General features: G+C 69.5%; 12 protein-coding genes. All 12 read right to left on the bottom strand.

Annotated features, from left to right (window positions below):
* Window positions 1-36: 36 nt before the first annotated feature.
* Entirely contained in the window at window positions 37-1587 is a 1551-nt protein-coding gene (locus AMYTH_RS46680; protein WP_051362978.1) for a serine hydrolase domain-containing protein, read from the bottom strand.
* Between the two features lie 246 nt (window positions 1588-1833).
* Window positions 1834-2946 (bottom strand): CaiB/BaiF CoA transferase family protein, encoded by a 1113-nt coding sequence (locus AMYTH_RS0141755; protein ID WP_027935224.1) that lies wholly within the window; start codon window positions 2944-2946, stop codon window positions 1834-1836.
* A gap of 39 nt (window positions 2947-2985) precedes the next feature.
* Complete coding sequence (locus AMYTH_RS46675; RefSeq protein WP_051362977.1) at window positions 2986-4263, bottom strand: beta-ketoacyl synthase N-terminal-like domain-containing protein; 1278 nt, start codon at window positions 4261-4263, stop codon at window positions 2986-2988.
* A gap of 29 nt (window positions 4264-4292) precedes the next feature.
* On the bottom strand, window positions 4293-5138 hold the full coding sequence (locus AMYTH_RS46670; RefSeq protein WP_209440823.1) for an SDR family NAD(P)-dependent oxidoreductase: 846 nt from the start codon (window positions 5136-5138) through the stop codon (window positions 4293-4295).
* Window positions 5113-5928, bottom strand: a complete 816-nt coding sequence (locus tag AMYTH_RS0141740; protein WP_027935223.1) for an SDR family NAD(P)-dependent oxidoreductase — start codon at window positions 5926-5928, stop codon at window positions 5113-5115. The genes AMYTH_RS46670 and AMYTH_RS0141740 overlap by 26 nt, the downstream gene beginning before the upstream one ends.
* Entirely contained in the window at window positions 5928-6911 is a 984-nt protein-coding gene (locus tag AMYTH_RS0141735; protein WP_051362975.1) for a ketoacyl-ACP synthase III, read from the bottom strand. Before AMYTH_RS0141735 ends, AMYTH_RS0141740 begins: the two co-directional genes overlap by 1 nt.
* A 34-nt stretch (window positions 6912-6945) precedes the next feature.
* Window positions 6946-7959: a 3-oxoacyl-ACP synthase III family protein gene (locus AMYTH_RS0141730; protein WP_027935221.1), complete on the bottom strand. Its 1014-nt coding sequence runs from the start codon at window positions 7957-7959 to the stop codon at window positions 6946-6948.
* Entirely contained in the window at window positions 7956-9608 is a 1653-nt protein-coding gene (locus AMYTH_RS0141725; RefSeq protein ID WP_027935220.1) for a CoA-transferase, read from the bottom strand. The genes AMYTH_RS0141730 and AMYTH_RS0141725 overlap by 4 nt, the downstream gene beginning before the upstream one ends.
* Complete coding sequence (locus AMYTH_RS0141720) at window positions 9605-10900, bottom strand: beta-ketoacyl-[acyl-carrier-protein] synthase family protein (protein ID WP_027935219.1); 1296 nt, start codon at window positions 10898-10900, stop codon at window positions 9605-9607. The genes AMYTH_RS0141725 and AMYTH_RS0141720 overlap by 4 nt, the downstream gene beginning before the upstream one ends.
* Window positions 10901-10962: 62 nt before the next feature.
* On the bottom strand, window positions 10963-11757 hold the full coding sequence (locus AMYTH_RS46665; protein ID WP_037323081.1) for an enoyl-CoA hydratase/isomerase family protein: 795 nt from the start codon (window positions 11755-11757) through the stop codon (window positions 10963-10965).
* A 121-nt stretch (window positions 11758-11878) separates the two neighbouring features.
* Window positions 11879-12574 (bottom strand): response regulator, encoded by a 696-nt coding sequence (locus AMYTH_RS0141710; RefSeq protein ID WP_051362973.1) that lies wholly within the window; start codon window positions 12572-12574, stop codon window positions 11879-11881.
* A gap of 245 nt (window positions 12575-12819) precedes the next feature.
* Window positions 12820-13797: an AraC family transcriptional regulator gene (locus AMYTH_RS0141705; protein WP_027935217.1), complete on the bottom strand. Its 978-nt coding sequence runs from the start codon at window positions 13795-13797 to the stop codon at window positions 12820-12822.
* Between the last annotated feature and the right edge of the window lie 86 nt (window positions 13798-13883).

The raw sequence follows: 13883 nt of genomic DNA, 5'->3' as shown, positions 1-13883 counted from the left end.
CCTTTCCTCGGACGCACTCCGTCGTGCGCCCCGTGTTCATCCCCCAACCGACTGCTGGAGGGACGCCAGCAGCGCCGGAAGCGCCGCCGGAAGCTGCTCACCCGCGATGCGTGCCGTCTGTTGCCAGCCGTCCAGCAGGCGCGGCAACAGATCGGGCACCTGCCGCGCCAGTTGCGCGGTGCCGGCCGGAAGAGCGGTCAGCGCCGCGAAACCGGTGCGCGGAACGTCCATCAGGGACCGGATGGTGCCGGCCGCGGCCAGCTTTCCGCCGCACCCGAAGATCGTGCAGCCCTTCGGAGCGTTCGGGCCCAGCTGCGCCACCGCGAGGTTGTCGGGCACGCTGACGAACAGGCTCGGGTCGACCGCACCCGGCTTCGGCGCGACGTAGGGCGGCGGAGCCGGCTGCCGGGGAGTGACGACGGACTGCGTCAGGAGGCGGAAGAACTCGTACTCGACGCGGGTGGTCTGGCCCGGCGCGACGGCAGTGAGCGGATCGCCCGCGTCGAGCCGGCTCGGTGGCCAGTTGAGCGTCCCGCTCGAGCGGGTCACCACCATGTCCAGCCCGGGGATCACGAAGACGTGCTGGCCGAAGAACCCGTAGGAGAAGTACATGTCGGCGGGAGCACTGGCGATCATCGGCGCCGGGTTGCGTGTGGACGCGAACGCGGACGGGGTGATCCAGTACGGGCCGGCGTTGAGCCAGGTGAGGTAGCCGTAGCCGGGGTTGGTCGGGCTCGGCGTGCGCAGTTCGCGGAGGTAGCTCTCGGAGATCAGCCGCTTTCCGTGGAAGGTGCCGTTGTTGGCCAGCAGCTGACCGATCCGCCCGAAGTCGTGTCCGGGCAGGAACAGGTTGGACCAGCCGTCGGTGTTGCCTGCGCGGTCCCGCAGCCAGAACCAGTGGGCGCGGGGGATGCCGACCGGGCCGAAGAGCTCGCGCTGCGCGAAGTCCTGGAGGTCCTCACCGACCGCGCGCTGCACCACGTAGGCCACCACGGACGGCCCGGTCTGCGAGTACCGGTAGAAGGTTCCGGGCTGGTGGTCGAACGGCAGGGACAGGAACTCGCGGACGCGGTCGGGCATCGCGAGGTTCAGCTCACGCGTCCAGTTCGCCCTGATGCCGCTGGTCTGGGTCAGCAACTGGCGGACGGTGACGGCGCGGTGGGATTCGTCCCCAAGGCCCGGCGGAAGGTACTTCCCGATCGGATCGTCGACGGAGAGGAGGCCGAGGGTGGCGGCCCGGCCGGCGAGCAGGGCGGTGATCGTCTTGGTCTGGCTCCAGTTGTTGCCCGGTACGTGACCGAGCAGCGGGTCGAAGATCCCCGTCCCGACAAGGCAGTTGTGCCGGTAGACCTGCACCGTCTCGGACCCGTTGACCGAGAGGAGGTTCAGCGCGTGTCCAAGGGTGACGGGATCGAGACCGACCTGCTCGGGGCGCGCGGTCTCGTACCGGTCGCCGGCGTCCGCGCACCTGGTTCCGCTCGCGGCAGTGGCGCGCTCCGGAGCGACCGCCGCGAAGGCGGTCGCGACCAGCGCCGCGGTCAGCACACCGGCGAGCACGGCCCACCGGCGCGAGAGTGACAGCTTCATCGATGCCTCTCCGGTTCCTGACAGGGTCGGTCTGGCCGGGTACTCAACCCGACCAGACCGGCCGTTGTCAACGATCGTTCATATACGGCTGTTCAGGTGAGGGCCTGCGTACGAAGTGGGGCGCGCAAAGTACGCCCACGTGGCGCGGCTGGCCTCAGCTGTATGAACGTTCATAATGGAACCGGCGGACAGGGGCAATGCCGCCCGCTCGAACAGGTGACGGGTCTCGTCCGCCTCAGATCGGATTCACCCAGCCGGGTGACGCACGCCCCAAGCCCGCAACACGGCCTCGGTGTCCGCCGCTGGCTTTCGCGGTGCCTCTGGGAGGTCCGGTGCGCTGCGGGAGAACCTCGGCGCCGGCGCGGCCTGGCGGACCCCGCCCAGCTCGACGATCGTGCCGCGCCCGGCGAGCTGCGGTTCGTCGACCGCCTCCGCGAAGTCGAGCACCGGTGTGACACACGCGTCGACGCCGGCGAACCGCTCGGCCCACTCGTCACGGCTCCGCGTCTCGAAGGCCTGCCGGAAGGCTTGCCGCAGACGCGGCCACCCGGAGCGGTCGAGCTGGTCCGGCAGATCGGCGTCGCCCAGTCCGAGCCCGTCGACGAGCTGGGCGTAGAACTGCGGCTCGATCGCACCCACCGCGACGTACCGGCCGTCGCGGCACCGGTAGGTGTCGTAGAAGGGGGCCCCGCTGTCGACCAGGTTCGACGCCGGCTCGTCCCGCCACTGGCCGACGCCGCGCAGTGCCCACACCCCCTGCGCCAGCGACGTGACGCCGTCGACGATCGCCGCGTCGACCACCTGCCCGCTGCCCGAGCGCCCGCGTTCCCACAACGCCGACAGGACGCCCAGGACGAGGTACAGGGATCCACCACCGAAGTCCCCGACCAGGTTCAGAGGCGGCGTCGGACGCGCGCCGGCCGTGCCGATGGCGTTCAACACGCCCGTCACGGCGAGGTAGTTGATGTCGTGCCCGGCCCGGTCGGCCCGTGGCCCGTCCTGCCCCCAGCCGGTCATGCGGCCGTAGACCAGGCCAGGATTGCGGTCCAGGCACTCCTTCGGGCCGACGCCCAGCCGCTCGGCGACCCCCGGCCGGAAGCCTTCGATCAGCACATCGGCCTTCTCGGCGAGCGCGAGCACGAGGTCGCGTCCCTCCGGGTGCTTCAGGTCGGCCGAGATCGAGCGCCGACCGCGCAGCAGCCAGTCATCGGCGCCCTCGGGCACCACACGCAGACCACCCCTGGGCCGCTCGACACGGACCACCTCCGCCCCCAGATCGGCCAGGAGCATGGCCGCGTGGGGCCCCGGGCCGATCCCTCCCAGCTCCAGAACGCGCAACCCGCACAACGGTCCCGCCACGGCTGTCCTCCTCCTCGGTCCGGCCGGCGGGAGTGCACCTCAGGCGAGCCGGAGCAGCAGCGACGTCGTGTCGCCGCCACCGGAAAGGCCCACCGTCATCGCCGTCCGCCGGCCATTGTCGGCAATCCGCTCGGAACTACCAGCCAGAGCGCGCGCGGGCAAGCGGGGATAGGGGTTCACCAGGTTCGCGGTGGGGGCGACCCGGTTCTCCGTCAGCATCACCAGACTCGCGAGTACCTTGAGCAGCCCGGCCGCGCCGGGCAGGTGGCCGTAACACGCTTCCTGCGAGGTCAGCGTGAGCGGCGCGTCGTCGGCAAGAGCGGCGCGCAGGGTGACCAGGGTCTCGCACAGGAAATCCTCGAGCTGGCGGTTGCCCTCGGCGAAGTCGCAGAAGAAGGCCAGATCACCGAGGCTCACACCGCCGACGGCCAGCAGGCGCCGGATGTCGGCCGCGCACCTCTTCGGATCGCCCAGGCCCATGGGATTGCCGCCCCCGTTGCGGGACGAGAACCCGATGAACTCGACGGCGGCGTCCACCCCGCCGCCGGGGTTCCGGGTGGACGTCAGCACGGTGGCGGCCGCACCTTCCGCCGGCGCGTTGCCCGTCTGCACCGCGTCGTGCGGCCGGACGTCCGCCGGATCGTCCGAAATGGATGAAGCGCGGTGGCCGGATCGGCCGGCGTAACCCGTCGCGGACAGGTAGAGCGGCTCCAGGATCGTGTCCGCACCCACGACGACCGCGTACTCGACCTCGCCCCGCGCGACCATGCTCGCGGCGAGCTCGAACCCCCGCAACGAGGTGCTGCACCCGCCCGTCAGCGTCAGGGTGGGGATGTCCAGCCCGAGGTTGGTGCACAGCCCGGACGCGATGCTGCCCGGTGCCACCTTGGACCAGTAATCGAAGGCGACGCCCGCCGGACCGGCCTCGGCGAACCGGTCGAGCAGCACAGCCGTTTCCTGCAGGGCGAACTGGAACGACGTCACGATCAGCACCGCGTCCCGGCGGCTGATCTCGGCGGCCGTCAGCTCGGCGTGGTCGAGTGCGTTGGCCACCGCGGTGTGCGCCAGCCTGCTCGCCCGCGGCAGTCTCGAGACCAGGCGATCGGGTAGGTCCAGGGTCTCCGCCCCGGTGCCCGGCACCTGACCGGCGACCCGGATGGGTGTCCCCGCCAGCTCGAACGGCGTGATGGCGCAGGATCCGGCCATCACCGAATCGGCGAACTCCTTGTAGTCGTGGCACGGGCGGTCCGCACCGGGCAACGCGAAACCGGCTCCCCGTACCGTGACGGGTTTCCAGGCGCCTTGGGTCGGGAACATCACGGCTCCAGTTCGTGAGTGCGCTCGGGTCAGGGCAGGCCGCCGTCGATGGAGTACGACTGGCCGGTGATCGATCGGGCGTGATCGCTGAGCAGGAAGGCCGTCATCTCGGCCACCTCCTCCGCGTCGATGAGGCGCCGGAGCGCGGTTTGCTTGACCGTGCTCCGCCAGTAGCGTTCCCAGGTCAGGTCCGGCGGACCGGCGTGCCGGCGCACGCTGTCCATGAAGTCCCCGCCGAAGAGGCTTTCGTCGCGCACCATCTCGGTGTCGGTGAAGCCCGGGCAGACGGCGTTGACCCGCACGTGTGCGGGTCCCACCTCCAGCGCCAGCGACCGGACCAGGCCGTTGAGGCCCCACTTCGAGGCCGAGTACGCGGTGTTCGCGGGAACTCCGCGCTTACCGGCCGCGCTCGAGACGAGGACGATCGATCCGCGCCGGCGGTGCATCATCCCCGGCACCACGGCCCGGCAGAACCGGAAGGACCCGTTGAGGTTGGTGTCGATCGTGCGCAGCCAGGACTCCTCGTCCTGGTCGCACAGGTACTTCTGCCCCACCCCGGTGCCCGCCGCGTTGACCGCGAAGGTGATCGGCCCGTACCGCTGCTCCACCTCGGCGACCGCGGACTGCACCGAATCCAGGTCCCGCACGTCACCGGGGCAGGCCATCGCCTCACCACCGGCTGCGACGATCTTCTTCTCCGCCGTGCGCAGGCGCTCCAGGTTCCGGCCGAGCAGCCCGACAGACGCGCCGCCTGCCGCCAGGACCTCGGCGACCGCCAGCCCGATTCCGCTGCCACCACCGGTGACGAGCGCGACCTGCCCTTCGAAGCGCTCGCCTGCGCCGGGTTCTTCACGTGATGCGGCCGGGAAAGCCACCGCCATCCACCTCCAGGACGTTGCCGGTCAGGTACTCGTTGTCGATCGCGTGCACGATGGTCCGCGCGACCTCGGACTCCCTCGCGAACCGCTGCAGCGGGATGTGTTCGCGCAACCGCGCCATGTGAGCGGCGTGCGCGGGCTTCCGCGCGCACTTGTCCCGCAGCGCGGCGCCGTCGATCACGCCGGGCGCCACGCACACGACCCGGATTCCGTGGTCTGCCAGTTCGAGCGCCAGGCTCCGCGTCAGGGACACGATTCCGGCCTTCGCCGCCGCGTACGCGGGCTGTCCCCATGACCCGCGCCAGGTCGAGCTGGCTACCGTGACGATCACCCCGCTGCGCCGCCGGCTCGCGAACAGCAGCGCCGCCGCCCGCGCCACCCGGAACGTACCGGTCAGGTTGAGGTCCAGAGTGTCCTGCCAGTCCCGCTCCGAGTGGATCAGCCACTGCCCGCCGTCGTCGCCGGGCGGCCCGAGCAACCTGCGGGACAAGTTCCGCCCCGCTGTGTTCACGCACGCCGTGACCGGCTCGCCTGCCTCATCGAGAGTGGAGAAGAGCGCGTCCACGCTCCGCTCGCTCCGCACGTCGACCACCCTGGTCTCCAGGGGGAGCTTCTTGCGCTCAGCGACCTCCGCCACCTCGGCCAGGCGCTCACCGCCCCGGGCTGCCACGAGCACACGACGTCCCGCCTCGGCCAGCACGAGTGCGGTCGCGAGACCGATTCCGCTACTGCCGCCGACCACCAGCACGCTGCCGCTGGTACTGGGCGCCACCGGACCGCTCGTCATCAGTGAATCCGGTAGAGCATGGCGCCGGAGTACCAGCCTGCGCCGATCGCGGGGCTGAGCACCAGATCGCCGGGCCGGAACCGCCCCGCCGCGACCTGTTCGGCCAGCACGATCGGAATGGACGCGCTGGAGGTGTTCCCTCTCGTCTCGAAGTTCACGATGAACTTCTCCTCAGGGACCTCCAGCGCGGTCCGGACCCGCCGGTGCACGACGTCCGTTCCGGGGTGCGGAACCACCCAGTCGACCTCGTCCATGGTCACGCCGGTGCGCCGGAAGACCTCCGCGCAGGAGTCGACGATGCTTGTGACCGCGTGGTCCGGCAGGGTGGACTCGCTGCGGATCCAGCCGCGGGGCGCAGCCACCCTGATCACATCCGCCCGCGAACCGTCACTGTGCAACACCACGTCGATCAAGCCACTCTTCTCAGTGGACTTGCTCAGGACGACCGCTCCCGCGGCATCCGAGGCGACAAGTTCACCCTTGCTGCCCGGGCGGACCCGCCTGCTGAACTGCTCGCTGCACACGACAAGCGCGTGCCGCGCCTCCGGAACGCAGTGCAGGTAGGCGGCCGCGGTCTGTACACCGTGCAGGAAACCGACGCAGGCGCCCGAGATGTCGAACGCCAGTGTCCGCGGGGTACCGAGCAGTGCTGCCACTTCTGGCCCGTATTCGGGGGTGAACGGCGGTGTGGTCCAGTTCGACAGGACCAGCAGATCCAGTTCGGTCGGTTCCAGGCCCGCGTCCTTCACCGCGGCCTTGCCCGCCTCGGCTGCCATGAACTGGACCGTCTCGGTCTCGCTGCTGCGATGACGGGATCGCACGGACACCGTTCCCAGCACCGAGGTGTCGATCGAGTTCCCCGGTACCGCCGCCACGTCCGAGTTGAAGATCTGTTCTTCCGGGTAGTACAGGCCGAAGCCACGGAGCACCAGGCCGGCGCTTGCCCACCGGGGACCGTCCACACCGACCTGTTCCTTCGACATCGCTGACAGTACCTTTCCTTCTTGGCTTTCCCGATCAGGCACGCGAGAGCTCCCCGTAGCGGAAGACCATGGCTCCCCAGCTGAACCCGCGGCCCACGCTCATCGCCAGCACCCGCTGTCCTCTTCGGATGGTGCCGTCGTGCACGTGTTCGGACAGACAGCTGGGTACGCTCACGCTGGAGGTGTTGCCGCGGCGGTGGATGTTGACGAGCACCCGTTCCCGCGGGAGTTCCAGGATCTCGCCCACCTCCTCGATGATGTGGATGTTGCCCTGGTGCGGGATGATCCAGTCGATGTCGTCGAGCGTGAGCGAGGATCGGGCGAGCACGTCCCGCGCGGCCTCCGACAGGAACCGCGACGCGACATCGCTGACAACCTTCCCCTTCATGATCATCTTGTCCTGGTCGTCGATGTCGAAGGCGTCGTAGAACTCCGCGTCCGACCGGAGGACCGCACCCTCCAGCCCGCCCGGAGCGTCCGACGCCCGCCAGACGCCGGCGGCGGCCCCGCCCCCGAACAAAGCAGCGTTGCGGAAACCGAAGTTGAGGATGGGCCGCGGGTTCTCAGCGGCGACGACCAGCACCGTCTCGACTGCCGGGTTCGCCAGCAGACCCTGCGCCACAACGCTGCCATGCAGGAAACCGGCACAGGCAACACCGGTGATGTCGAACGCGAACGCGCGCTCGGCCCCGATGCGTTTCTGCAGCGGCAAAGCCAGATCCATGTACCGGTTTCCACCGGTCGTCGGGTTGGTTCGGGGCCGCGCAGTCGCGGTCGTGCCGATGACGACGTCCACGTCCGCGGCGTCGACACCCGCGTCCTTGAGAGCCATCGCCGCCGCGCGTTCGGCCATGTCGGCGTGGTACTCGCCCGGCGGAGGCCAGTGCCGCGCGCCGACTCCAGTGTGCTTGCGGATCCACGCGTCGTCGATGCCGAGGGCGGGGTGCTCCGACTCGAAGTAGTCGTTGGTGATCGGGGCGCCGGGGAAGTCGTGTCCCACCCCGGCCAGTCCGACCGGGCGGCCGCCGGGCGGTTCGTGTGCGGTCATCGGTAGAAGCCCTCCGGGTCGAGAGTGCGGAGTGTGGACAGTTCCTCGTCCGTGATCGGCTTTTCCCACTCGGGAGAACTGTCGGGAACGGGCCAGGACGTGCGGGCGCGCAGTGTGCTGACCGGATCCGCACCGGTGTCGTCGTCCGGCGCCATCCACGTGCCGAGGTGGAACGGCGCCGCGGCGGACTCCCGCACCAGGCGCCCGTACTGGGTCGCCACGGTCAGCACGTTCTTACCGGGACAGGTCACGAAATGCACCCGCGGCACCAGTTTGCGTGGGGAGGCCGGTGCGACCACGAGCGTTTCCAGGTGGGTCGCGAAGTCGTTCGCCCCGCCCGACCCCACCAGGTACCGGCCGTCCGCCGTCCGGCTGCTGTTGATGCGGCCCGCCGGATCGATCTCACCGGCCGAGAGCACCGCCAACGCCCGGCCGTAACCACCAGCGGTGAGCGCACCCAGCACGTCGAGGCTGTCGCCGTGCGCACGGGATCGGGACACGTGGGCCTGCGCGAACAGGAACGCGTCACCAGCCGCCGGGCTCATGTCGATCAGCCCCAGCTCGGCGTGCACTTGCAGGGGGTGGCCGTCCCGGGCCAGCTGGGCCGCCGCCAGCCACGATGCGATGTGCGCGGTACCGATGCCCGCCAAGAGTGTGTGGTAGCCCGCGGCCCGTACCCGATCCGCGATCGCCCGGGCCGCCACCACGACGTGCCGTTCCCGCCAGGACGGCCCGCCCTCCGCGACCGGCCGACGAAGCGGATCCAGCCGGCGGAGCGCGGCCAGCCGGTCGGAGCCGAGGCCGGCGAGGTAGTCCACGTGCCCCGCCGGGGTGAGCACCCACCGGTCGAACCAGGCGTCCGGTCCACCCGGCCTCGCGAAAGTGTCGGCGAGCTCGGCCAGGAAGGAGTAGTCGTCCCGGTAACCGGCGAAACCGCACTCGGGCCACGGGGGAAGCCCCTGCGGGTGCGCACCGAACTCGCAGCGCGCGATGCCGAGCACCCGGTCGGCGGGGATGGACACCCCACCGCTCGGCGGCCGGTCCACCACCCGCTCCACGGTCGCCAGCACGCCTCGGCGCGCGGCCATCGCGCCCCACCAGCCCTCGCCGCGCGGGCCGTTGAGGTAGAGGTTCCCCCGCCGGTCCGCGCATGGGGCGTGCAGGAACGTGACGTCCGGACGCAGCGCCGGAACGGTGAGGCAGTCCTGAGCATCCGCGAACTCGGCAGGAAATCGAGTCCCCCGGCCCTCCAGATCGGAACCGGCGAGCGACGTCGTGACCGTGACCGGGTTCCCGCACGCGCCCGCGATCAACCGCTGGAGGAGTGCGAGCAGGCTCCACTCCTCCACGGTGAACGGCTTTCCCTCCGGCAGATCCGCGTACAGCGGGTTCGGGCGCGGTGACGGGTAGGTGTCGCCGGCGAAACATGTGATCGCGTGCCGTACCACACCGGCGATCGCCAGCGCGTGCATGTTGGCGTGGAAGGCGTTGCTGCTGACGTCGAAGACCGCCCGGCCGCGGAAAGCCCGCGCCAGGGCCAGCAGCAGGGCGTTCGGCCGCGACATGGTGGACGCCACATGGATGTGCGTGCCAGGCACCAGGTGGCGCCGGCACAACGCGTCCGGATCGTCAATGATCTGCGACGTCATGCCACCTTCTCCAACGCCACGGCTGAGCTCTGGCTGCCGATGGCGAACGACAACGACAACGCTCGGTTCACGACGGCGGGTCGCGCGCCCTCCTGCACGTGGTCGTGGTCGCACTCGGGGTCGACCTCGACGCAGTTGATCGTCGGGACCAGACATTGGTTACGCACCATCAGGGCGACGGCCGCGCAGTTGAGCAGCCCCGATGCCCCGAGCAGGTGACCGAACACCGGTTTGATCGACCCCAATGGCGGCCATCCGGCGCGGTCTTCGCCGTACACCAGCCGCAGGGCCCGGCTCTCCGCCAGGTCGTTGTACCGCGTCGCGGTGCCGTGACCGCAGATGTAGTCGAGGTCGGCGGCGGGATGACCGGCGGCGGTCGCCGCCTTGCCGATGAGGTCAGCGGTGAACCGGCCGCTCAGGTCCATCCGCGTTGCGTGGCCCGCTTCGTTGAGGCTGACGGCCGACCCGATGGCGGCATAGGGTTGCCGCTGCCGGCGCTCGGCGTGCGCGCGTGTCTCCAGAACCATGGCCACCGCCCCCTCGCCGAACGCGAACCCGTCCCGGCGGCGGTCGTAGGGTTTGATCGTCTGCCGGGGGTCCCCCTGAGCGCGGGACAGCACCCCAGCGCTGGGCGAGGAGTACAGCCGGAGCATCTCCGGTACGAACGGCGTCTCGTGGCCGACGAGGATCATTACGTCGGCCTGCCCGGCCCGCAGCGCCTGGACGGCGAAGGCGATCGACTGGTGGCCGGCGACGCACGCGTTGCTCAGGGTCGTGACAGTGCCCTGCGCGCCGAGCCGGATCGCGCTGAGCGTCGCCGGGCTCCCTGGGAGCGAGGCGAAGATCGCCTGATCGACGTCGATCGGCGGGTTCTCCGGATCAAGAGCGCCACCGCGCGCGGTCTGCGACCACCATTCGACCGGTCCGCGTGAGCTCGATCCGATCACGCCCACCCGCTGTGGCTCGGTGACGGAGTCCCCGACGGTCAGGTCCGCGTCGCGCCTGGCCTGCTCGACCGCCGAGAGGACCATCAGGATCTCCCGGCTGTACCGCTTCGTGAAGGCGTCCGGCAGGTCCGGGACGTGCTTGCTGTGGTCGAAATTCCGGACCCTGGCTCCAACACGGCTCACGCTTCCGGCGGGCACGTCACGGGTGAGCTCCGCCGGGAGGACGTCGATCTGGGAAACGCCGTCGCGCAGCGTCCGCCACACGTCGTCCCGGCTCTCCGCGCCGGGAAGCACGAATCCCAGCCCAGTGATGACAACTTGCTGGTCGTCATTCTTCTGCTGCATTTCACATTTCTCCGATCACGGCGTACCGGGTTCACCGGAAAGCCGCGCGATGTGGGGACCGTTCAATGACCGGTGAAGTGCGGTTTCCTGCCGTGCAGTAGCGCGCGCAAGCCTTCGTCGCTGTCTGCGACTTCCGCGTGGCTGCGCCGGTGGAACCGGTCCTGCATCCGCAGAGCGGAGAGCACCGGCTGCTCGATCGAGCGCTCGCGCAGTTCCTTGTACAGGGCGATGGCCTTCGTCGGACCGCAGGCGAGGTCGCGGGCGAGCCGCAGAGCCTCGTCCACGACCTGCTCGTCCTCGCGAACCAACCGGTCCAGGAGACCGATCCGGTGTGCTTCGTCCGCGCCGACGAGGCGTCCGGAGAGGAAGATCTCGGTCGCCCGGGCCGGGCCCACCACGCGCCGCAACATCGCGCCGATGCCGACGTGGCCCACCCGGATCAAACCGCACCCGATGCGGCTCCCCGGACCTCCGATGCGCAGGTCAGCGGCGCACGCGATCTCCGTGCCCGGCCCGATCGCCACGCCGTTCACCGCGGCGAGCACCGGTTTCGGTGCGAGCACGATTTCTTCGCAGATCCGCACGTAGAACGCGTCGGCGGTGTCGGCGGACGCGGGTGCGGCGGCGACGTCACCGTCGGCGTACTTCCGCAGCGAGTCCAGATCGTCCCCCGAGCAGAAAATGCCGCCGCTGCCCAGCAGCACGATCACACGAACGCTCGTGTCGGCAGCACCGTCCGCGACCGCGGCGAGCAACGCCTTGCCTGTTTCGAAATCGAGTCCGTTACCGCTTTCCGGCCGGTTCAGCATGACGGTCAGCACCCCGTCCTGGCAATCCAGCTGAACTTGGGCCGGCATTTGTCATCCCTTCTCGTGTCCGCTGACGGTGGAGACAATTCCAGGAAACCGCCTCAGCGACTTCAGCGGCAGACCTTCCAGGTACCCATTTGAGAACCGTGGCGGGACCGCGGGTACCGTTTCAGGACGCGAGCGACGAAGGGCGCGTTTCCGGGAAGTCAGTCGAGCGCGTACGTGGACGCGGAACCCGATCGACCCGTGATTCCACAGACCGGAACAGTTCTCTTCGACTGCCAAAACCCAGCTTCTGCAGGACCTTGCTCACGTAGTTCTTGACCGTCTGCTGGGCGAGGCACAGTTCCTCGGCGATCTCCTCGTTGGACCGCCGCTTCAGCAGCAGTGAGAGCACCTCTTGCTCCCGGTTGGTCAGGTCGGCACCCGGCAACCGTGAGAATTCCGCAGTCCTCGGCACGGCGTCGCCGAGCACCCAAGCCCGTCGCCCCGAGCACGTGGCTGCCACCGCTTCCAGCACCTCGTCGCAGCTGGCGGACTTGAGGAGAAAGCTGTCCGCTCCCGCGTTGAGCGCTGCGGCGATGGCGGCCGGCGCCGCATCGGCGCTGAGCACGATGACCGGCACGTCGGGTCGCCGTTCCTTGACGAACCGGCACACACGCAACCCGGTTCCTCCGCTGGGCAACATGAGGTCTGTGATGATCAGGCCAGGGAGCTGCTGGCTGCAGTGTCGTAGTGCCTCCTGCTCCGACACCGCCTCGACGACCTCGCCGACACCGTTGAGTTGCCCGATCAGGCTTCGCACTCCGTATCTGAGCAGAGGCTGCGGCAGAACGACCAGAACCCTGAGTCTGGACGCCGTCATTTGTCCCCCATCGTCGAATTGCGGATACCCTCGGTACCGAAATGCCCCGCGTCCGCGATATCGACGAGAAGTCAAAAACTCGCGTTGTCATGCAGTGAAGCACCGAACCGGGACGCCGACGCCAGTGTCGGGCACCTCAGCACACACGACATTTATTCTTGCCCGCGCGTCGCACCGCGGCAATACGCTTAACGTCAGGTTCTGTCCAATCGGCGCCTCGCTGCCGTTGCCACTCGGCCTGGGGATCAGCCCCGCAAGGTCGAGGACGGGCTCTCGCCGAAGCGCTTGCGATAGAGCGCCGAAAAACGCCCGAGATGGGGGAACCCCCACCGGGATGCGATCGCACCGACCGTCGCGTGCTCCGGTCGGCGCGCTCGAAGCTCGTCGCGCACGCGCTGCAGGCGGACGTCGTTGAGGTACTCACGCGGCGTCACGCCCAACTCCTCGCGAAAGCCACGCTGAAGCGTTCGCACCGCCACGCCGGTGGCCTTCGCCAGGCTGCTGGTTGTGTGCTCCCACTCCGGGTGGTTCCGCATGATGTCGACCGCGAGGCGCACCGATCGGGAGGGCGCCGGACGGGCGTTCCGGTCGGCGAGCTGGCTTTGGAAGGCGTGCGGCTGGGCCAGCAGTAGCCCGGTCAGCAGTCCGGACTCGAACTCGGCCGCGGCGAGCGGATGCTCGATCAAGGTGTCCGACTCGTCCAACAGGGTGACCAGCATTCGCAGACCTGCCGCCCATCCCCGGCCCGGCCCCGAGTCGACAGGCATCCGGGGAGCGAAACGCAGTGGCTGGTGCAGTGCGCTTCCCAGGAGGTGGCGCAGGTGTGCTTCCAGCGCCGCGCGCTCGATCCGGAACACGAGATGGGCGCAGTCCGCGGACCAGTTCATGACGAGCGAGCGGTCGGGTGGCAGAACCGCGGCCTCACCGGGATACGTGCGGATCTGCTCGCCGGCGTACTCGATCCGGCACTCCCCCGCAAGGGGGACGAGCACAGCGAAATACGTGCGTTCCTCCGGCTCTATGAGCACGTCACCGCCGTAGGCCAGGTACGAGACACTGGTCCCGTCGCCGACGCGCTTGGTGTTGAGCCGAGCATGAAAACCCGTCGCGAGGTCAAGCGGCTCGAGCTTGTGCGCGCAGAAGGCGCGAGCCGTCATGTCACGGGTGTAGTCGACATCTCTGGACTGGAACAACTCAAACCGGTGAAGTGGTAGCAGCACCATCCCGTCAGTACCCGCTCCTCGCATCCGGGGCCGGGTTTGCGCCGCTGCACCCACTCCAGCGGATGAGCCCCTGGAACCACTGTCAG

It is taken from the genome of Amycolatopsis thermoflava N1165 (assembly GCF_000473265.1).
Taxonomy (GTDB): Bacteria; Actinomycetota; Actinomycetes; order Mycobacteriales; family Pseudonocardiaceae; genus Amycolatopsis_E; species Amycolatopsis_E thermoflava.
Note: the sequence above shows the minus strand (reverse complement) of the source record. Positions and strands in the feature narration are given on the sequence as shown.

What these genes read in the sequence shown, in the direction of transcription:
- AMYTH_RS46680 (WP_051362978.1), bottom strand. Translation starts at nt 1,587, where the DNA reads ATGAAGCTGTCACTCTCGCGCCGGTGGGCCGTGCTCGCCGGTGTGCTG.
- AMYTH_RS46675 (WP_051362977.1), bottom strand. Translation starts at nt 4,263, where the DNA reads ATGTTCCCGACCCAAGGCGCCTGGAAACCCGTCACGGTACGGGGAGCC.
- AMYTH_RS0141740 (WP_027935223.1), bottom strand. Translation starts at nt 5,928, where the DNA reads ATGACGAGCGGTCCGGTGGCGCCCAGTACCAGCGGCAGCGTGCTGGTG.
- AMYTH_RS0141735 (WP_051362975.1), bottom strand. Translation starts at nt 6,911, where the DNA reads ATGTCGAAGGAACAGGTCGGTGTGGACGGTCCCCGGTGGGCAAGCGCC.
- AMYTH_RS0141730 (WP_027935221.1), bottom strand. Translation starts at nt 7,959, where the DNA reads ATGACCGCACACGAACCGCCCGGCGGCCGCCCGGTCGGACTGGCCGGG.
- AMYTH_RS0141725 (WP_027935220.1), bottom strand. Translation starts at nt 9,608, where the DNA reads ATGACGTCGCAGATCATTGACGATCCGGACGCGTTGTGCCGGCGCCAC.
- AMYTH_RS0141720 (WP_027935219.1), bottom strand. Translation starts at nt 10,900, where the DNA reads ATGCAGCAGAAGAATGACGACCAGCAAGTTGTCATCACTGGGCTGGGA.
- AMYTH_RS46665 (WP_037323081.1), bottom strand. Translation starts at nt 11,757, where the DNA reads ATGCCGGCCCAAGTTCAGCTGGATTGCCAGGACGGGGTGCTGACCGTC.
- AMYTH_RS0141710 (WP_051362973.1), bottom strand. Translation starts at nt 12,574, where the DNA reads ATGACGGCGTCCAGACTCAGGGTTCTGGTCGTTCTGCCGCAGCCTCTG.
- AMYTH_RS0141705 (WP_027935217.1), bottom strand. Translation starts at nt 13,797, where the DNA reads ATGGTGCTGCTACCACTTCACCGGTTTGAGTTGTTCCAGTCCAGAGAT.